The sequence below is a fragment of the Nocardia asteroides genome (genome assembly GCF_021183625.1).
GTDB classification, from domain to species: Bacteria; Actinomycetota; Actinomycetes; order Mycobacteriales; family Mycobacteriaceae; genus Nocardia; species Nocardia asteroides_A.
Genome location: NZ_CP089214.1, coordinates 1,891,294 through 1,909,648 on the forward strand (window position 1 = coordinate 1,891,294; position 18,355 = coordinate 1,909,648).

General features: G+C 73.4%; 16 protein-coding genes. 8 read left to right on the plus strand and 8 right to left on the minus strand.

The features are described from left to right. Positions 1-47: 47 nt before the first annotated feature. The gene (locus LTT61_RS09190; RefSeq protein WP_420094758.1) at positions 48-1,811 is read right to left on the minus strand and encodes a DEAD/DEAH box helicase; all 1,764 of its coding nucleotides are present in this window, start codon (positions 1,809-1,811) and stop codon (positions 48-50) included. A gap of 154 nt (positions 1,812-1,965) precedes the next feature. Here LTT61_RS09190 and LTT61_RS09195 point away from each other — a divergent pair, with 154 nt between their 5' ends. Then, on the plus strand, positions 1,966-3,084 hold the full coding sequence (locus LTT61_RS09195) for a YihY/virulence factor BrkB family protein (protein ID WP_233019507.1): 1,119 nt from the start codon (positions 1,966-1,968) through the stop codon (positions 3,082-3,084). A gap of 9 nt (positions 3,085-3,093) precedes the next feature. On the opposite strand, the gene LTT61_RS09200 is transcribed toward LTT61_RS09195, so the two are convergent. After that, positions 3,094-3,330: a DUF3039 domain-containing protein gene (locus LTT61_RS09200; protein ID WP_233019508.1), complete on the minus strand. Its 237-nt coding sequence runs from the start codon at positions 3,328-3,330 to the stop codon at positions 3,094-3,096. Positions 3,331-3,402: 72 nt separating this feature from the next. On the opposite strand from LTT61_RS09200, the gene LTT61_RS09205 reads away from it, so the two are divergent. Next, positions 3,403-3,807, plus strand: a complete 405-nt coding sequence (locus tag LTT61_RS09205; RefSeq protein WP_233019509.1) for a DUF3099 domain-containing protein — start codon at positions 3,403-3,405, stop codon at positions 3,805-3,807. Here LTT61_RS09205 and LTT61_RS09210 read toward each other — a convergent pair. Further along, positions 3,781-5,085 carry an MFS transporter gene (locus tag LTT61_RS09210; RefSeq protein WP_233019510.1) on the minus strand — a complete coding sequence of 435 codons (1,305 nt, stop codon included), beginning with the start codon at positions 5,083-5,085 and terminating at the stop codon, positions 3,781-3,783. The genes LTT61_RS09205 and LTT61_RS09210 overlap by 27 nt on opposite strands. A gap of 131 nt (positions 5,086-5,216) precedes the next feature. On the opposite strand from LTT61_RS09210, the gene LTT61_RS09215 reads away from it, so the two are divergent. The 3 genes from LTT61_RS09215 (at position 5,217) to LTT61_RS09225 (ending at position 8,680) form a co-directional block, all read left to right on the plus strand. After that, positions 5,217-5,948, plus strand: a complete 732-nt coding sequence (locus tag LTT61_RS09215) for a VOC family protein (RefSeq protein WP_233019511.1) — start codon at positions 5,217-5,219, stop codon at positions 5,946-5,948. A gap of 63 nt (positions 5,949-6,011) precedes the next feature. Then, a complete protein-coding gene (locus tag LTT61_RS09220; protein ID WP_233019512.1) occupies positions 6,012-7,550 on the plus strand; it encodes a DUF7059 domain-containing protein in 1,539 nt (512 codons plus the stop codon). Positions 7,551-7,711: 161 nt separating this feature from the next. Further along, on the plus strand, positions 7,712-8,680 hold the full coding sequence (locus tag LTT61_RS09225) for a sigma-70 family RNA polymerase sigma factor (RefSeq protein ID WP_233019513.1): 969 nt from the start codon (positions 7,712-7,714) through the stop codon (positions 8,678-8,680). A gap of 57 nt (positions 8,681-8,737) precedes the next feature. On the opposite strand, the gene LTT61_RS09230 is transcribed toward LTT61_RS09225, so the two are convergent. The 3 genes from LTT61_RS09230 to LTT61_RS09240 all read right to left on the minus strand — a co-directional run bounded on the left by LTT61_RS09230 (position 8,738) and on the right by LTT61_RS09240 (position 13,292). Continuing rightward, complete coding sequence (locus tag LTT61_RS09230; protein WP_233019514.1) at positions 8,738-9,103, minus strand: DUF4333 domain-containing protein; 366 nt, start codon at positions 9,101-9,103, stop codon at positions 8,738-8,740. A 180-nt stretch (positions 9,104-9,283) separates the two neighbouring features. Next, positions 9,284-12,049 (minus strand): bifunctional GNAT family N-acetyltransferase/acetate--CoA ligase family protein, encoded by a 2,766-nt coding sequence (locus LTT61_RS09235; protein WP_233019515.1) that lies wholly within the window; start codon positions 12,047-12,049, stop codon positions 9,284-9,286. Beyond that, a complete protein-coding gene (locus tag LTT61_RS09240; protein WP_233019516.1) occupies positions 12,042-13,292 on the minus strand; it encodes an acetoin utilization protein AcuC in 1,251 nt (416 codons plus the stop codon). The genes LTT61_RS09235 and LTT61_RS09240 overlap by 8 nt, the downstream gene beginning before the upstream one ends. Before the next feature lie 126 nt (positions 13,293-13,418). On the opposite strand from LTT61_RS09240, the gene LTT61_RS09245 reads away from it, so the two are divergent. After that, positions 13,419-14,105: a metal-dependent transcriptional regulator gene (locus tag LTT61_RS09245; RefSeq protein ID WP_233019517.1), complete on the plus strand. Its 687-nt coding sequence runs from the start codon at positions 13,419-13,421 to the stop codon at positions 14,103-14,105. A gap of 3 nt (positions 14,106-14,108) precedes the next feature. Continuing rightward, on the plus strand, positions 14,109-15,104 hold the full coding sequence (galE, locus tag LTT61_RS09250; protein WP_233019518.1) for a UDP-glucose 4-epimerase GalE: 996 nt from the start codon (positions 14,109-14,111) through the stop codon (positions 15,102-15,104). Between the two features lie 16 nt (positions 15,105-15,120). Here the strand turns inward: galE and LTT61_RS09255 are convergent, their stop codons facing one another. Then, positions 15,121-16,293, minus strand: a complete 1,173-nt coding sequence (locus tag LTT61_RS09255; RefSeq protein WP_233019519.1) for a DUF4192 domain-containing protein — start codon at positions 16,291-16,293, stop codon at positions 15,121-15,123. A 90-nt stretch (positions 16,294-16,383) separates the two neighbouring features. Continuing rightward, a complete protein-coding gene (locus LTT61_RS09260; RefSeq protein ID WP_233019520.1) occupies positions 16,384-17,100 on the minus strand; it encodes a sensor domain-containing protein in 717 nt (238 codons plus the stop codon). A gap of 282 nt (positions 17,101-17,382) precedes the next feature. On the opposite strand from LTT61_RS09260, the gene LTT61_RS09265 reads away from it, so the two are divergent. Then, the gene (locus LTT61_RS09265; protein ID WP_233019521.1) at positions 17,383-18,330 is read left to right on the plus strand and encodes a PAC2 family protein; all 948 of its coding nucleotides are present in this window, start codon (positions 17,383-17,385) and stop codon (positions 18,328-18,330) included. Positions 18,331-18,355: the final 25 nt, after the last annotated feature.

Below are 18,355 nucleotides of genomic sequence, written 5' to 3' on the forward strand. Positions count from 1 at the left end.
CCGACCGGCGGCATTCCCACGGCCCGGCGCGCGCAGCCCGCGCGACCTCATCGGCGGCGCAGGGCCGCGATCCGCTCGTGCAGCTGGTCGGCGCTGGCCAGCGCGGTGGGCGGGCCTCCGCACTCGCGGCGCAGCTCGCCGTGGATCACCCCGTGCGGCTTGCCGGTGCGGTGGTGGTGCATGGCGACCAGGCTGTTCAGCTCGCGGCGCAGCTCGCCGAGCGCGGCGGCGGTGGCGACCCGGTCGGCGGCCGCGGCCGCCTGCGGCGCGGGTGCGGGGATCGCGGTGGCGGTGGCCGAGCGCTCGGTCACCTGCTTGGACTGCCGCTCACGCAGCAGCGCGCGCATCTGCTCGGCGTCGAGCAGCCCGGGGATGCCGAGGTAGTCGGCCTCCTCCGCGCTGCCGGTGAAGGTGGCGGTGCCGAACGAGGAGCCGTCGTAGATCACCTGGTCCAGCTCGGCGTCGGCGGCCAGCGCGACGAACGGCTTCTCGTCCTCGCCCGGCTCGTCCTGCTGCTTGTTGGCCTGCTCGAGCAGCGCGTCCTCCAGGCCGTCGGCCTGCCGGTGCGGTTTGCCGATGACGTGGTCGCGCTGCAGCTCGAGCTGCGCGGCGAGGTCGAGCAGCACCGGCACCGACGGCAGGAAGACGCTGGCCGTCTCGCCCGGCTGCCTGGCGCGCACGAATCGCCCGATGGCCTGGGCGAAGTACAGCGGGGTCGAGGCGCTGGTGGCGTAGACGCCGACCGCGAGCCGCGGCACGTCGACACCCTCGGAGACCATCCGCACCGCGACCATCCACGGCTCGTCGCTCGCGCCGAAGCTGCCGATCCGGGCCGACGAGGTCGGGTCGTCGGAGAGCACGAGCGCGGGTCTGCGGCCGGAGATGTGCTCCAGCAGCTCGGCGTAGTCGCGGGCGCGCTCCTGGTCGGTGGCGATCACCAAGCCGCCCGCGTCCGGCATGCCGGAGGCGCGCAGCTGACGCAGCCTGGTGTCGGCGGCCTGCAGCACCTTGGACATCCAGTCGCCTGCCGGGTCCAGCGCGGTGCGCCAGGCGCGCGCGGTGTGCTCGGCGCTCAGCGGCTCGCCGAGCCGGGCGCTGTACTCCTCGCCCGCGCTGTCCCGCCAGTGCGCCTCGCCGCTGTAGGCGAGGAAGACGACCGGGCGCACGACGCCGTCGGCCAGCGCGTCGGCGTAGCCGTAGGAGTGGTCGGCGCGGGAGCGGTCGAAGCCGGACTCGTCCGGCTCGTAGACGATGAACGGGATCCGGCTGTCGTCGCTGCGGAACGGGGTGCCGGTGAGCGCCAGCCTGCGGGTGGCGTCGCCGAAGGCCTCCGCAACGGCGTCCCCCCAGCTCTTGGCGTCGCCGGCGTGGTGAACCTCGTCCAGGATCACCAGCGTGCGCTTGTTCTCGGTGCGCACCCGGTGCTTGAACGGGTGCGCCGCCACCTGGGCGTAGGTCACCACGACGCCGTGGTAGTCGCCGGAGGTGCCGCCGGTGGTGTTGGAGAAGCGCGAGTCCAGCGCGATGCCGGAGCGGGCCGCGGCCTGCGCCCACTGGTGCTTCAGGTGCTCGGTCGGCGCGACCACGGTGATCTGGTCGACGGTGCGGTCGGCGAGCAGCTCGGCCGCGACCCGCAGCGCGAAGGTGGTCTTGCCCGCGCCCGGCGTCGCCACGGCGAGGAAATCGCGCGGCCGCGCCGTCAGGTACTTGGTCAGCGCACGCCGCTGCCAGGCCCGGAGCACGCCCCCGCCGCCGGGGGCCCCCGACGTCGTCGCTCCGGCCGCCGTCGCGGCACCACCTGACCCGGTCACGTCGTAGACCCTATCGGCCGCTCGCGGCGTGTCGCCAAACCGACGCGGCGGCGGGCGATATCCGTCACAGCCGCCGGGTCCGCGCGGGATTCATCGCACCGGATGCCCCGCCGGTCCGGTGCGCGAGCGACCGGTGAGTAATGCTGTAAGGACCATGACCGACACCACGCCCACCGGCTCCGGCGCGTCCTCGGCAACCGGGCAGCAGCCCGGCGAAGACGCGGCGCCGGTCCGCACCCGGCTGCGCCACGCGCGCGGGCAGGCGCTGCGGCTGATCGTGCGCACCGCGGTCAAGAGCTGGAACGGGTCGATCTTCGCGAAGTCGGCGGCCGCGGCCTTCTGGCAGACGCTGTCGCTGGCCCCGCTGCTGCTCGGCGTGCTCGGCAGCCTCGGCTACGTCGGCGGCTGGTTCGGCCCGGACACGGTGCAGATCGTGGAGGGCAAGATCATCGCGTTCAGCCGGGACCTGTTCAGCCCGGCGGTGGTCGAGGAGCTGATCGAGCCGACCGTGCAGGACGTGCTCGGCCGCGGCCGCGGCGCGGTGGTGTCGTTCGGCTTCGTGCTCTCGCTCTGGGCCGGCTCGTCGGCCATGGCGACCTTCGTGGACGCGATCGTGGAGGCGCACGACCAGCACGAGGCGCGGCACCCGGTCTGGCAGCGGATCTTCGCGCTGCTGCTCTACCTGCTGTTCCTGGTGGCGGCGGTGTTCATCCTGCCGCTGGTCGCGCTCGGCCCGGTGCTCATCGGGCGGGCGCTGCCGGACGGCTGGCGGGAGCCGGGGCTGCGGCTGCTCGACGGCTTCTACTACCCGGGCGTCGGGCTGCTGCTGATCGTCGGGCTGACCACGCTCTACAAGCTGGCGCTGCACCGCTCGCTGCCCTGGCTGCGGCTGCTCGGCGGGGCCCTGGTGGCCGGGGTCTTCTTCATGACGGCCAGCGAGCTCCTGCGCCGGTACCTGGCCTGGATCACCGCGTCCGGGGTGAGCTACGGGGCGCTGGCCACGCCGATCGCGTTCCTGCTCTTCACGTTCTTCCTCGGCTTCGCGGTGATCCTCGGCGCCGAGTTCAACGCCGCCGTGCAGGAGATGTGGCCCGTGCACGGGTCGCGGCTGGACCGGACCAAGGAGTGGCTGGCGCACCGGGTGCTCGGGGACGGGATCGTGCAGCGTCCGCGCTTCGGCGGCCGCCGCGGCGGGAGGGGCGACGCGCGGCGGCCCGCGGAGGCGGCACCCGGGCACGCCGAGGAGACCGGGGCTGAGCGCACCCGGCCGTAGCGCCGCGGTTCAGTCGCCCTTGCGCAGCTGCTCGTAGACCTTCTTGCAGTCCGGGCAGACCGGCGAGCCGGGCTTGGCCGAGCGCGTCACCGGGAACACCTCGCCGCAGAGCGCGACCACGTGTGTGCCCATCACCGCACTTTCGGCGATCTTGTTCTTCTTCACGTAGTGGAAGAACTTGGGGGTGTCGTCCGCGGTCGTCTCGTCGGTGGTGGTGTCCGGCCGCGCCAGGGTGTCAGTACTCACGCCCTCCATGATGCCGCACATCTCCCACCCCGGCCGATGCGCTCGGCGTCGAACGGTGGAACACTCGAACACATGCACCAGCACGGCGACCCCCGAGACGCCGACGAGCGCCGCACCGACCACTCCGCCACCGACACCCGCGCCAAACGATCGCGCGGCTTCTTCCGCGCGGGCGACGACTCCCCGGTCCTGATCACCGAGGCCGCGCCGTCCCTGGAGGAGCAGCACCGCGCCCGGGTCCGCCGGTACACCGTGATCATGGCGTTCCGCATCCCGTGCCTGCTCGGCGCCGCGCTGGCCTACAGCCTGTGGGCGAACGCGCTGATCTCGCTGCTGATCATCGCCGTCTCGGTACCGCTGCCCTGGATCGCGGTGCTGATCGCCAACGACCGCCCGCCGCGCACCAAGGACGAGCCGAGCCGCTGGGACCAGCCGCGCCCGGCGCTGGAATCAGGGCCGCACCGCGCCCTCGAGTGACGGGGCCGGCGGCCGCGCGATGAAGATCGAGAGCACCGCGGCCAGCCCGCACAGCCCGCCCGCCAGGTACCAGGCCAGCGTGTAGCTGCCCTGCAGGTCCCTGACCACGCCCGCGCCGGTGGCCGCGACGGCCGCGCCGACCTGGTGCGAGGCGAAGACCCAGCCGAACGCCACCGGCCCGTCGTCGCCGAAGATCTCCCGGCAGAGCGCGACCGTCGGCGGCACGGTGGCGATCCAGTCCAGCCCGTAGAAGATCACGAAGACCCACATGCTCGGCTCGGTCTGCGGCGCGAAGAGGTGCGGCAGGATCAGCAGCGAGAGCCCGCGCAGGCTGTAGTAGCCGACCAGCAGCAGCCGCGGATCCACCAGGTCGGTGAGCCAGCCCGAGCAGATCGTGCCGACCACGTCGAAGACCCCGACCAGGGCGAGCAGCCCGGCCGCCGTGGTCACCGGCATGCCGTGGTCGTGCGCGGCGCTGACGAAGTGCGTGCCGACCAGCCCGTTGGTCGAGGCGCCGCAGATGGCGAAGCCGCCGGCCAGCAGCCAGAAGCCGGGCTCGCGGAACGCGCGGCGCAGCACCGTGAGCGCGCGCAGCGCACCGCCCGCGACCGCGATCCTGGTCCCCGCCGTGCTGCCGTCGGGGGCGCCGTAGGCCAGCCGCCCCACGTCGCTCGGGTAGTCCCGGACGAAGAAGAGCACCAGCGGCACCACGGCCAGCGCGACGGCGGCCACCACGAGCGCGGGCAGCCGCCAGCCGTGCCGGTCGGCCAGCCCGGCGATCAGCGGGAGGAAGACCAGCTGCCCGGTCGCGCCCGCGGCGGTGAGCACCCCGGTGACCAGCCCGCGGTGCCGGACGAACCAGCGGGAGGTGATGGTCGCGACGAACGGCATGGACATCGAGCCGACCCCGACGCCGACCAGCAGCCCCCAGCTCGCCACCAGCTGCCAGGGCTGGGTCATGAACACCGTGAGCCCGCTGCCGAGCGCGACCAGCACCAGCGCGCAGGCGACGACGATCCGGATGCCGAAGCGGTCCATCAGCGCCGCCGCGAACGGCGAGATCAGCCCGTAGAGCAGCAGGTTCAGCGAGACCGCGGTGCCGATCGTCCCGTGCGACCAGCCGAACTCGTCGTGCAGCGGAGCCATCAGGACGCCGGGCACCGAACGGAAGGCGGCCGCGCCGATCAGCGCGACGAAGCCGACGGCCGCCACGGTCCAGGCCGGGTGCGGCCATCGGCCCGCGGCATCCGGGCGGCGGGCGGTACGCAGTGAGGTCACCGGCAGATCTTGCCGGAGGCGGAGTACGCCCGCGAGTGGCAGTTCTGCCAGGTTCCGCCGATATCCCGCCAGGTCGACAGCGGCAGCGGCTCCGCTCTACTGTCGGAGCGAATCGAGGCGAGGAGTTGCGAATGATCCAGTGGGTCTGGGCTTTTCTCGACCGTCCCGCCGCCGGATTCGACGAATCCGCGCGGTTCTGGGCGGCGGTCACCGGCACGACGGTCTCCGCGAAGCGGGGTGAATTCTCCGAGTTCGTCACGCTGGACCCCGCCTCCGGGCCGGGCACGCTGAAGATGCAGGCGGTGCCGGAGAGCGGCCGGGTGCACCTCGACCTGGACGTCGCGGATGTGCCCGGCGCGCGGGAGACCGCCACCCGGCTCGGCGCCGAGCTGGTGTTCGAGCACCCGGACTACGCCGTCTTCCGCTCCCCCGCCGGGGTCACCTTCTGCCTCACCCCCGACGGCAGGGCCGAGCCGGGCGAGCGGCCGCTCGTGCGCGGCCCCGGCGGCGTCACCACCCGGCTGGACCAGGTGTGCCTCGACATCGGGGCGAGCGATATCGAGCGCGAGACCGAGTTCTGGCGCAAACTCACCGGGCTGCCCTACCGGGTCGGCCGCCGCCCCGAGTTCGCGCTGCTGCGCGGCAGGCCCGGCCTCGCCTACGACCTGCTGCTGCAGCGGCTGGACGAGGACCGGCCCGCGAGCGCGCACCTCGACTTCGCCGCCGCCGACCCGGCGGCCGCCGCGCAACACCACGCCGAGCTCGGCGCCCGGGTCGTCGAACGCTTCGAGCACTGGATCGTGATGGCCGACCCGGACGGCCACCCCTACTGCCTCACCGCCCGCGACCCGCACGGAGTCTGAGCACCGGCGATGGTCCTGAGCACCGGCGATGGCTCTGAGCACCGGCGATGGCAGAGTAGCTGCGTGCCAGACGCCCCGAACCTCCTCGCCACCCGCACCGACCCCGCCGCCGCGCCGCTCGTCGCGCTCTGCCCCGGCCTGCGCACCGCGCTGGAGCGGGCGGGGTACGACGCCGACACCCTGCTCGCGGTGCTCGGGCCGGCGGCGCACGCCGCGCTCGGCCGCTCCGAGCCGGTCCCGGTGCGCCGCGCCGCCCGTGCCGCGGGCGACCTCGGCACGCTGATCGCGCTCTTCCTGCTGCACGACGACGTCCCGGCCGCCGCGGCGGCCGCGGCGCTGGCGCCGGCCGAACTCGCCGACGCGGTCGCCGCCGGGCTGCTGGAGCGGGACGGCGACGCGGTGCGCGCCGCGCTCGACCTGCGCCCGCTCGACGCGGGCGCCGGAACCCGCTGGATCATCTCCGACCTCGACGACTCCATGCGCCGCCGCACCCTGACCGAGGAGCACGTGCTCGGCGTCGGGCACGCCTCGCTCTCGCTGCTCCGCGCCACCCCCACCGACCCGGTGGGCACCGTGCTCGACCTCGGCACCGGCTGCGGCGTGCAGGCCGTGCACGCCACCTCCTACGCAGGCGCCGTCACCGCCACCGACGTGAACCCGCGCGCGCTCGCGCTGGCCGCGGCCACCTGCGCGCTGAACGGCCTCGAGGTCGAGCTGCTGGCCGGCTCCTGGTTCGAGCCGGTGGCCGGGCGGCGGTTCGACCGGATCGTGGCCAACCCGCCGTTCGTGGTCGGGCCCGCCCGGGTCGAGCACACCTACCGGGACTCCGGGCTCGCCCTGGACGGCGCCAGCGAGCTGGTGATCTCCACCGCGCCGGAGCTGCTCGCGCCGGGCGGCACCGCGGCGCTGCTCGCCGCCTGGGTGCACCGGGACGGCGCGGACTGGCGGGCCAGGGTCGCGTCCTGGCTGCCCGCGCACGGGGTGGACGCCTGGGTGGTGCAGCGCGACGTCGCCGACCCCGCGCTCTACGTCGGCACCTGGCTGCGCGACGCCGGGCTCGACCCGCGCGACCCGGACGCGCAGCGCCGCGCGGAGACCTGGCTCGACGTCCTCGCGGCCGAGGGCGTCACCGGAATCGGCTTCGGCTTCGTCTACCTGCGCGCGATCGACGGCCCCACCGAGCTGCTCGCCGAAGACCTCACGCACGGCTTCGACGACCCGCTCGGCCCGGAGGCCACCGCCTGGTTCGAGCGCTCGGCCTGGCTGCGCGCGGTCGCCGCCGACCCGGGGGTGGCCTGGAACGCGCGCTTCCGGGTCCCCGACACCACCGCGCTGGAACGCGTCGCGCTGGCCGGCCCCGACGGCTGGGAGCCGCTGCTCGCGCGGGTGCACCGCGGGGACGGGCCGCGCTGGCAGCACGAGGTGGACGAGGCCGGGATCGCGCTGCTCGCGGGAATGCGCCCGGACGGTCTGGCGTTGTCCGATCTGACGGAATTGCTCGCTCTCGCACACGGCTCCGGAGAGACCACCCCCGAGTTCGCGGACGCGGTGCTGACCCTGGTGACGGGGTTGGTCCGGCACGGTCTCGTCGTGCCCGCCTAGCCGCGCAGAGGCGTTCGGGCCGGGGTGTCCTTCTCAGGAACTTCTCAGCCGAAGGTGACGGAAAGCGCAGGCCAGAGCCTGTTTACCCGGACAGTCACCGGGAACTTTCTCACTGTCGGTTCCGTTGGTCCGAGTGAGACACCACCGACAGGAGGCAAGTCATGACAAGCCCCGCCACGACTCGTGTGCGCCCCAGCGATGCCGATATCGACGCCCAGAGCCCGGCCGCCGACCTGGTCCGCGTGTACCTGAACGGGATCGGCCGGACGGCGCTGCTCACGGCGGCCGACGAGGTGGAGCTGGCGAAGCGCATCGAGGCGGGTCTGTACGCGCAGAACCTGCTGGAGACCGGCAAGCGGCTCTCCGCCACGCGCAAGCGCGATCTGGCGGTCGTCGTCCGGGAGGGCCAGGCGGCCCGCTCGCACCTGCTGGAAGCCAACCTGCGGCTCGTGGTCTCCCTCGCCAAGCGCTACACCGGCCGCGGCATGCCGCTGCTCGATCTCATCCAGGAGGGCAACCTCGGGCTGATCCGCGCCATGGAGAAGTTCGACTACGCCAAGGGCTTCAAGTTCTCGACCTACGCCACCTGGTGGATCCGGCAGGCCATCACCCGCGGCATGGCCGATCAGAGCCGCACCATCCGGCTCCCCGTGCACCTCGTGGAGCAGGTGAACAAGCTGGCCAGGATCAAGCGCGAGCTGCACCAGCAGCTCGGCCGCGAGGCCACCGACGACGAACTGGCCACCGAGTCCGGCATCCCGGTGGAGAAGATCGCCGACCTGCTCGACCACAGCCGGGATCCGGTGAGCCTGGACATGCCGGTCGGCAACGACGAAGAGGCCCCGCTCGGTGACTTCATCGAGGACTCCGAGGCCACCTCGGCCGAGTCGGCGGTGATCGCCGGGCTGCTGCACCGCGACGTACGCAGCGTGCTCGCCACCCTGGACGAGCGCGAGCAGCAGGTCATCCGGCTGCGCTTCGGCCTCGACGACGGCCAGCCGCGCACCCTCGACCAGATCGGCAAGCTCTTCGGGCTCTCCCGCGAGCGGGTGCGCCAGATCGAGCGCGAGGTCATGACCAAGCTGCGCAAGGGTGAGCGGGCCGACCGGCTCCGCGCCTACGCCAGCTGATCCCCCGACGTCCTGGGCCGATCCCTCCGATCGGCCCAGCGTCACATCCGGAGACCGCTACTGCTGGTCGACCTGCACGTCGTAGTTGACCGTGTCGCCCTCGACGCTGGTCACCGTGACCGTAAGGCCGATGGTGTCGCCGCCCGCGTTCAGCGTGCAGCGCATGGTGGTGCCGACCTTGCCGGTGAGGTCACCGGGGCAGTCGATGGAATCGGGAGTCTGCCCGACCTCCTCGGCCAGCGTCTGCGACACCGACTTCTCCAGGTCGGCTTCGTCGATCTTCGGATCGCCACCGATCGACACCGAGCAGGCCGACAGCGCACACCCCAGCGTGAACAGGGTGGCGGCGCCGGCGAGCCGGGCCGTCCGCCCGCGCACCCGCGCGGTGGTACGAACAGACGGGTCGGTCTTGGTGATGGTCATGAGGTTCCCTCTCCGGTCAGACGCAGTGATCGCGACAAGATCGCCGCACCCGGGCTGGTTGTTACCCCCCTGACCCGTGCGACCCAGATTGTGCGACAAGATCGCCCGGCGCGGAGCATTTTCCGACGTCGTTCATTCGATGGATACCGCGATGCCGGAAGTTCGCTCCGCCCCCTCCGGTCAGGCCAATCGGCGCGGGCCGATATCGAAGCGGCTCGGCTCCGGGCCGAAGCGCGCCCGCGCGTACAGGATCGAGGCCTCCTGCGGCGCGGCCAGCACCGGATCGAAGGAGATCTCGCGCAGCTCGGGTAGATCGTCGAAGAGCGCCGAGATGCGCTGTGCCAGCTCGATCAGCGCCGCCTTGTCCACCCGCGGGCTGGCCGGCGTGCCGGATAGCAGCGGCGCCGCGCGCGGGGCGTCGATCAGCGCGGCCGCCTCGTCCTCGGTGAGCGGAAGCGCCCGGTACGCCCGGTCGCCGAGCAGCTCGATGATCAGGCCGGAGAGCCCGAACTCCAGCACCGAGCCGAACGACGGGTCGTCGGTGACCCGCAGCACGCAGCCGACGCCCTTGGTCGCCATCCGCTGCACGTGCAGCACCGGGTCGCCGCTGAGCCGCACCAGGTCCGCGTAGGCCTGGCGCACCGCCTCCGGCCGCCACAGGTCGAGCCGCACCCCGCTCAGGTCGGCGCGGCGCCGCCACAGCTCGCCGGTCGCCTTGGCCGCGACCGGGTAGCCGAGCTCCGCCGCCGCCGCGACCGCCTCGTCGGCACTGTGCACCTCGCGGAACTCCACCACCTCGATGCCGTAGCAGCCGAGCAGCCGCACGGTCTCCAGGTCGGTGAGCCAGCGCCCCTCCGGCGCCGTCGCCTGCCAGCCGTGCAGCAGCTCCGCCGCCCGCTCGGCGTCGATGCCGGGCGGGCGCACCACCGCGGAGACCGGGCGGGTGCGCCAGTCGGCGTAGCGCCACACCCGGGCCAGCGCCCGCGCCGCGCGCTCCGGGTCCGGGTAGGACGGGATGGAGCCGCGGGCCGGGATGGCATTGTCGCCGCGCACCGCGAGCAGGTTCGGCAGCCCCTCCTCGGCCATGAAGGTGGTGAGCAGCGGCTTGCGCGCCTGCTCCGCGACGGCAGCGACGGCCGCGCGGATGGCGTCGGCGAATCCGGCCATGGGCAGCGGCACCGGCGGGGCGAAGACCACGATCACGGCATCGACCTCGGCGCTGCGCAGCGCCGCCGCCACCGCGTCGAAGTAGTCGCCCGGTGTGGCCTGCGGGCCGAGATCCACCGGCTCCTGCTGGTCGGTGTGGTCGACCCAGCGCTCGGTCGGCCGGGGCCGCCGTGGCCGGGTGCGGTGCTGCCGCGCCGGCCGCTGCACGCGCAGCCCCTCGCCCCTGGCGGCGTCGACCGCGAGCCAGTTCAGCGCCGCGCTGTTGCCGACCACCGCGACCCGGGGGCCGGCGGGCAGCGGCTGGTAGGCCAGCAGCGCGGCGCAGTCGAAGAGCTCGGAGATGGTGTCCACCTGGACGATTCCGGCCTGCCCGAACAGGTCGCGCACGATCGAGCGGTCCATGTCGCCCTCGGGGGTGGCGCGGGCGGCGAGCCTGCCGCTGCTCACCGCGACGATCGGCTTGTGCCTGGCCACCCGGCGCGCGATCCGGTTGAACTTGCGCGGGTTACCGAAGCTCTCCAGGTAGAGCAGCACCACCTCGGTGCCGGGGTCGGTGTCCCAGTACTGCAGCAGGTCGTTGCCGGAGAGGTCGGCGCGGTTGCCCGCCGAGACGAAGGTGGAGAGCCCGAGGTTGCGCGCCGCGGCCTGGCCGAGGATGGCGACGCCGAGCGGGCCGGACTGGCAGAAGAAGCCGATCCGGCCGCGGTACGGCAGCAGCGGGGCCAGCGTGGCGTTCATCGCCACCGCCGGGTCGGTGTTGGCGATGCCGAGCGCGCTCGGCCCGACCACCCGCATGCCGTGCCCGCGGGCCGCGGCGACCAGGTGCCGCTCGGCGGCGACGCCGTCCTCGCCGGTCTCACCGAACCCGGCGGTCAGCACCACCAGCCCCTTCACCCGCTTGGCGAGGCAGTCGTCGAGCACCGAGTCGATGGCGGCGGCGGGCACCGCCACCACCGCGAGGTCGACCTCGTCCGGGATGTCGCGCACGGTCGGGTAGGCGTGCACGCCGCGCACCGAGCGACGGTTCGGGTTGACCGGGTACACCGGCCCCTGGAACAGCCCGGCCAGCAGGTTGGCCAGGACCACGCCGCCGACCCGGCCGGTGCCCGGCGTCGCGCCGATCACCGCGATGGAGCGCGGGGCGAGCAGGTTGCCGACGCTGCGCGCCTCGGAGGCGCGCTCGCGGGCGTCGCGCACCGAGACCAGCGCCTCGGTGGGGTCGATGGCGAACTCCAGGTGCAGCACCGAGCCGTCCCGCGACCGCTCCACCTGGTAGCCGGCGTCCCGGAAGACCGTGACCATCACGGTGTTCTCGGCCAGCACCTCGGCGACGAAGGTGGCGATGTCGTTCTCCGCGGCCGCGCCGGCGAGATGCTCGAGCAGCACCGAGCCGAGGCCGCGGCCCTGGTGCTCGTCGGCCACGACGAAGGCCACCTCGGCGGCGCGCGCGCCCGCCCGGTCCAGCAGCTCGTACCGGCCGACGGCGATGATCGCCTCGCCCAGCTCGCAGACCAGCCCCACCCGGTCGCGGTGGTCGACATGCGTCGAGCGGTACAGGTCCCGCGGCGAGATCCGCGGGTAGGGGCCGAAGTACCGCAGGTACCGGGTGCGCTCGGAGAGCCTGCCGTGGAACTCCTGCAGCCGCTCCGCGTCGTCCGGGGTGATCGCCCGCAGCCGCACCACGCCGCCGTCCGAGGCGAGCACGTCGGCGAACCAGTGCTGCGGCGGCGGGGGCGGCACCGCGGGCGTGCCGGGCTCGTCGGGGTACGGCTCAGTCACGGGGATCCTCCGGGTCGAGGCCGAGCAGCCCGAATGCGGCGCGGCGGGTGGCGAGCACCGCGGTGTCGACAGCGCGGCGGGCCCGGTCGACCTGGGCGTCGCCGGTCTCGACGGCGCCTCCCGGCCCGTCCCACGGCTGGTATCGAGTGTCGCCGCCCTCCCCCATGACCGTGGGCGGCTCCACCCGGGGCGCGACTACCCTCGCCCGCTCCCGCCACGCCTCCGGCAGCGGCGTCTCCGGTGGCAGCGGCCGGTCCAGCGCGGTGGCCAGCAGCTGGGTCCAGGCCCGTGGCACCACCCGGACCAGCCCGTATCCGCCGCCGCCGACCGCGAGCCAGCGGCCGTCGGCGTACCGGTCGGCGAGCTCGCGCATGGCCAGGAAGGCCGCCGTCTGACCGTCCACGGTCAGCTCCAGGTCGGCGAGCGGGTCCTCGCGGTGGGTGTCCACACCGCACTGGCTGATCAGGATCTGCGGCCGGAAGGCGGCCAGCGCGCCGGGCACCACCGCGTGAAACCCGCGTAGCCAGGCGGCGTCCCTGGTGCCGGGCAGCAGCGCCAGGTTCAGCGCGGTGCCCTCGGCGGGGCCCGCGCCGACCTCGTCCGGCCAGCCGGTGCTCGGCCACAGCGTGGCGGGGTGCTGATGGATGGAGACGGTCAGGACGCGCGGATCGCCGTAGAAGGCGCGCTGCACCCCGTCCCCGTGGTGCACGTCGACGTCGACGTAGGCGATGCGGTCGAAGCCGTGGTCGAGCAGCCAGGAGATGGCGACCGCGGCGTCGTTGTAGATGCAGAAGCCCGCGGCCGAGTTCGCCATCGCGTGGTGCATTCCGCCGCCGATGCTCACCGCCCTCCTGGTTCGGCCCTCGGCTATCTCCCGCGCCGCCGCGAGCGTGCCGCCGACGATCACCGACGCGGCGTCGTGCATTCCGGGGAATACCGGATTGTCGTCCGAGCCGAGCCCGAAGAGCGGCGCCGACGGGCGATTCCCCGGCGAACCGGAATCCGGGACGGCGTGTCGCACCGCGTCGATGTACTCCGGGGTGTGCACGCGCAGCAGATCCGGCATTCCGGCAGGCTCCGGACGCACCGTCTCGACCCCGGCGAGCAGCCCGAGTTCCCCGGCCAGCGCCATGGTGAGGTCGAGCCGCGCCGGTTTCATCGGGTGCTCCGGAGTCCAGGTGTACTCCAGGAATCGATCACTCCAGATGACCGTCGCGGAGGGTTCCGCCGAATCAGTGGCCATGCTCGCAACGCTAGCGGGAAGCACGGAACACCGCGAAGCGTTGACATGCAGTAGAAATACACGGGAGTGCGTTTCCAGTGGCGTGGCCGTTCCCGGGTAGAATTCGCGTTGACGAAGGGGTGACTGGTGAAGGATCTGGTCGATACGACGGAGATGTATCTCCGTACGATTTACGACCTGGAGGAAGAGGGCGTGGTACCCCTGCGCGCCCGTATCGCGGAGCGCCTGGAACAGAGCGGCCCCACCGTCAGCCAGACGGTCGCCCGGATGGAGCGCGACGGCCTGCTGCTGGTGGCGGGCGACCGGCACCTCGAGCTCACCGACAAGGGCCGTGGCATGGCGGTCGCGGTGATGCGCAAGCACCGCCTCGCCGAGCGTCTGCTGGTCGACATCATCGGGCTGGACTGGCAGAACGTGCACGCCGAGGCGTGTCGCTGGGAACACGTCATGAGCGAGGACGTGGAGCGCAGGCTGGTCGAGGTGCTCAACAACCCGACCACCTCCCCCTACGGCAACCCCATCCCCGGCCTGGACGAGCTCGGCGTGATCCCGGCGTACCCCGGCGAGGAGCAGCTGATCCGGCTCTCCGATCTGGTGCCGGGCCAGGTGCACGCGGTCGTGGTGCGCCGGCTCGCCGAGCACATCCAGACCGACCCGGATGTCATCGGCAGCCTGCGCGAGGCCGGTGTGGTGCCGGATGCGAGGGTCTCCGTGGAGAACCGCCCCGGCTCGGTGCTGATCACGGTGCCCGGCCACCAGGGCTTCGAACTGTCCGACGAGATGGCGCACGCCATCCAGGTGAAACTGGTCTGATACGTGAAACTTCTGGTCACGGGTGGTGCGGGCTACGTCGGCGGCGTCTGCGCGCAGGTTCTGCTCGAACGCGGCCACGAGGTGGTCGTGGTGGACGATCTGTCCACCGGCAACGCCGAGGGCGTGCCTGCGGGCGCCCGCTTCGTCGAGGGCGACATCGCCACCGCGGGCGTGGAGCTGATCGGCTCGGAGAGCTTCGACGGCGTGCTGCACTTCGCGGCGCAGTCGCTGGTCGGCGAGTCGGTGCAGCAGCCGGAGAAGTACTGGCACGGCAATGTGGTGAAGACGCTGACGCTGCTCGAGGCGCTGCGCCGCAGCGGAATCGGGCGCCTGGTCTTCTCCTCGACGGCGGCGGTGTACGGCGAGCCGGAGCAGGTGCCGATCACCGAGGAGGCGCCGACCAGGCCGACCAATCCGTACGGCGCCTCGAAGCTCGCCATCGACCACGCGATCACCTCCTACGCGGTGGCGCACGGCCTGGCGGCGACCAGCCTGCGGTACTTCAACGTGGCGGGCGCCTACGGCGGCCTCGGCGAGAACCGCATGGTGGAAACCCATCTCATCCCTCTCGTACTCCAGGTCGCGGCCGGGCACCGGGAGTCGATCGCGGTGTACGGCACCGACTGGCCGACCCCGGACGGCACCGCCGTCCGCGACTACATCCACATCCGTGATCTCGCCGACGCGCACCTGCTCGCGCTCACCGGCTCGGAGCCGGGTACGCACCGGATCTACAACCTGGGCAGCGGCACCGGCTTCTCGGTGCGCGAGGTGATCGCGGCCGTTCAGCGTGTTACCGGGGTGGAGATCGCCGCGGTGGACGCGCCCCGGCGGGCGGGCGATCCGGCCACCCTGGTGGCCGCCAGCGAGCGCGCCATCCGGGAGCTCGGCTGGCGCCCCGAGCACAACGACCTCGACGAGATCGTCGCCGACGCCTGGGAATTCCTGCGCGGCCTCGGCGCGCGGGCGCACTCCGCTCCCGCCTCCGCCAGCTCCTGACGCTCTCCGCCACCGGTCATCGGCGCGGCCCCAGGTCGAGCCCGAGATCGGTGGCGGACTCGTATCCGCACAGCACCAGCCTGCGCAGCTGCGCCGGGCGCATCCCCGAGCGCAGCGAGTTCTCCAGCAGCACCGCCATCGGGTGGCCGGGCAGCGCGTCCAGCGCGACATCGAAGGCGATGCCCGCGAAGGGGCCGTCACCGCGCAGGTAGGCGCTGTAACCGAGCAGGGCGGCGGCCTCGGCCCGGTCGGCGCCGGTGAGGGCGCGGGTGAGCAGCAGCCAGAGCCGCTCGGCGGCGGTGGCGTGCGGGCCGGCGGCGAGCGCGAACATGATGTCGCGCACCGCGCGGTCGCGCAGCGCGACCGCGATCCGGGCCAGCTCGCGCGGTTGCGGCTCCGCGCCCGATTCGAGCCCGGAGATCTGCCGGAGCACGAATTCGGCGGTCTGCCTGCTGTATTCGAGGGGCACGTTACGGCGCACGGCGTCGGCGTAGTCGGCCCTGGTGGCCGCCGCGACGGCGGGGAGTTCGCGCTCGACCGCGGCCGTCGGCTCCGGGTCGGTGGCGACCAGGTCGGTGAGTTCGGTGCGGGAGCCGCGCAGTGGCTGCCCGGACAGCACGTGACCGAAGGCCACCGGCGAATCCGCCGGGTCCGCGAGCGTGCCCGAAGCCGCCGGATCGAGCAGGTCCTGCCAGTGCGCTCCAGCTGTGAAGCCGGAGAGCGCGTAGGCGGCGCCGAGCGCGAGCCCGGCCGCGCCGAGGTGCTCGGCCAGCCCGGTCACCAGCGCGCTCCCCCGCCCGCGTTCCCCGCGCTCGTCGACGACGACGGCGATGATCTGCTCGACGCGGCCGGGACCCTGGATATCGGCGACGCACTCCGCCACGGCGTCGGCGGGCAGCGCGACGCCGCGCTCGGACTCCAGGTCGAAGCGGACCACCGCGTCCACCCGTGCCGTGCCGGGCGGCGCCTGCTGCCGGTCACCGGGTGCCCGCAGCACCACGATCACCAGCGAACGCTCCGGGGTGAACCCGACCATGGCGGGCACCGAGGCCAGGAGCGCGCCGGGCTCACTCAAAAGGACGGTGGGCGCGTCGTACGGGGGTTCGTCACCCTCGCCGCAGAGCAGCGGGGGCAGCGGGGGCAGCGGTCCGTGCGGCGGACCGGGAAGGGAGTGCGCTGGAGTGGACATGGGGCCACTGTGGCCCAGCACCCGCGTCCGGAGCCCGGCCCCGACCTGGGCGGAAGGAAACCTGGGGACAACCGCGCCCCTGTGCACAACTCAGCGCTCGCGCACCCGCTCGACCGCGGTCTCGAACAGCTCCTGCACCGGCCCCGGCTCCGGCTCGGAGCCGCCGAACACCATCCCGGTGACGGTGATGCGCACATCCCCCACCTGCCCGATCACCGTGCGCATGGTCTGGGTGAGCGCGGCCCCGCCACGATCCGGCAGCACCGTGCGGAGCAGCGCGAGCGCGTCGTCCGGGGCGGGCGCGGCGGCGGGCGGATCGTCGAGCAGGTCGGTGACGACGGTGGCGCCCGCGCCTGCCCGCTGCACCCGGATGCTCCCGCAGTCCTCCAGCCGGGTGCGCAGCCGGGCCAGCGGCTGATCGGTGCGGCTCAGCTCCACGGTGAGGCTGGCCCGCGACTCCTCGTCGGTGCCGACGGCGACGGCGGTGCTCCCCGGGTCGGCGCGGGCGGCGGGCGGGGTGCAGCGCGCCGGCTCGACGGTCGCGCCCGGCCCCACCCCGTCCAGGTCGCCCGCCGCCTGCACCGCGGCCTCGGCGGGCAGCCGCACCGCCGGGTACCCGTCCGGGAAGGACTCCGGCGCGGGCACCAGCTCGGTCAGCTCCGCGGTGACCGGCGCGCCGATCGTGGTCTGCTCGGCCGACCCCGGCGCGCCGGGCAGCACCGAGCCGCAGCCTGCCAGCAGCACCGCGCCCGCCGACAGCCAGCAGGCGGGCAGGAGGCGGTACCGGGGCAGCGAGACGGGGGTCACACCCCCACTCTGCAACACCCGCGCGGCGCACCGCGTCCTGCCACGCCGCGAATCGCAGGTGCGGAACGGGGATCCCCGGGTACTCCGGCAACAGATCAGGGAATGTCCCGGCACCGTCGGGGCGTTGACCGGAGCAGGTGCGCGACGACCGGGAACGGCCCGGTACGCGCCACGAGTTCCATGAGCGACAATGGAACAGGGTTCGCAACACGGCAGGCGGGCGTGTGAACCGGAGAGTTCCCCCGCCCCTCGTGTGGCGGATCGCTCAGGAAGGAGTACGCGATGGACAACGAGTCGCGGATGTACGAACTGGAGTTCCCCGCTCCACAGCTGTCGGCGGCCGACGGCTCGGGGCCGGTCCTGGTGCACGGGCTGGAGGGCTTCACCGACGCGGGTCACGCCGTGCGGCTGGCCACCACGCACCTGCGGGAGAGCCTGGAGAGCGAGCTGGTGGCCTCCTTCGACGTCGACGAGCTGCTGGACTACCGCTCGCGCCGCCCGCTGATGACCTTCAAGACCGACCACTTCGCCGACTACGCCGAGCCGGAGCTGAACCTGTGGGCGCTGCGCGACACCGCGGGCACCCCGTTCCTGCTGCTCGCCGGGATGGAGCCGGACCTGCGGTGGGAGAAGTTCACCACCGCGGTGCGGCTGCTCGCCGAGCAGCTCGGCGTGCGCCGCACGGTGGGGCTGAGCGCGATCCCGATGGCGATCCCGCATACCCGCCCGCTCGGCGTCACCGCGCACTCCTCGGACCGCGCGCTGATCGGCGACCACCAGCGCTGGCCCGGTGAGCTGCAGGTTCCCGGCAGCGCCTCGTCGCTGCTCGAGTACCGGATGGGCCAGCACGGCTACGAGTCGGTCGGGTTCAGCGTGCACGTGCCGCACTACCTGTCGCAGACCGCCTACCCGGAGGCCGCGCAGACGCTGCTGGAGAACGTCGCCGACAACGCCGGGCTGACCTTCCCGCTGGCCGCGCTCGGCGAGGCCGGGGCGCGGGTCCGCGAGCAGGTGAACGAGCACATCGCGGGCAACCCCGAGGTGGAGACGGTGGTGCAGGCGCTGGAGCGGCAGTACGACAGCTTCGTCACCGCGCAGGAGCGGCAGTCCAGCCTGCTGGTCGGCGAGGGCGAGCTGCTGCCCAGCGGCGACGAGCTCGGCGCCGAGTTCGAACGCTTCCTCGCCGAGCAGACCGGCACCGACGACAAGGACGATCCGGGCGCCGGCTGAGCCGCCGACCGAGCCGCCGCACCGG

Excerpts from the sequence above, each read along its gene's own strand:
- LTT61_RS09195 (WP_233019507.1), top strand. The coding sequence starts at position 1,966 with ATGACCGACACCACGCCCACCGGCTCCGGCGCGTCCTCGGCAACCGGG.
- LTT61_RS09205 (WP_233019509.1), top strand. The coding sequence starts at position 3,403 with ATGCACCAGCACGGCGACCCCCGAGACGCCGACGAGCGCCGCACCGAC.
- LTT61_RS09215 (WP_233019511.1), top strand. The coding sequence starts at position 5,217 with ATGATCCAGTGGGTCTGGGCTTTTCTCGACCGTCCCGCCGCCGGATTC.
- LTT61_RS09225 (WP_233019513.1), top strand. The coding sequence starts at position 7,712 with ATGACAAGCCCCGCCACGACTCGTGTGCGCCCCAGCGATGCCGATATC.
- LTT61_RS09230 (WP_233019514.1), bottom strand. The coding sequence starts at position 9,103 with ATGACCATCACCAAGACCGACCCGTCTGTTCGTACCACCGCGCGGGTG.
- LTT61_RS09240 (WP_233019516.1), bottom strand. The coding sequence starts at position 13,292 with ATGGCCACTGATTCGGCGGAACCCTCCGCGACGGTCATCTGGAGTGAT.
- LTT61_RS09255 (WP_233019519.1), bottom strand. The coding sequence starts at position 16,293 with ATGTCCACTCCAGCGCACTCCCTTCCCGGTCCGCCGCACGGACCGCTG.
- LTT61_RS09265 (WP_233019521.1), top strand. The coding sequence starts at position 17,383 with ATGGACAACGAGTCGCGGATGTACGAACTGGAGTTCCCCGCTCCACAG.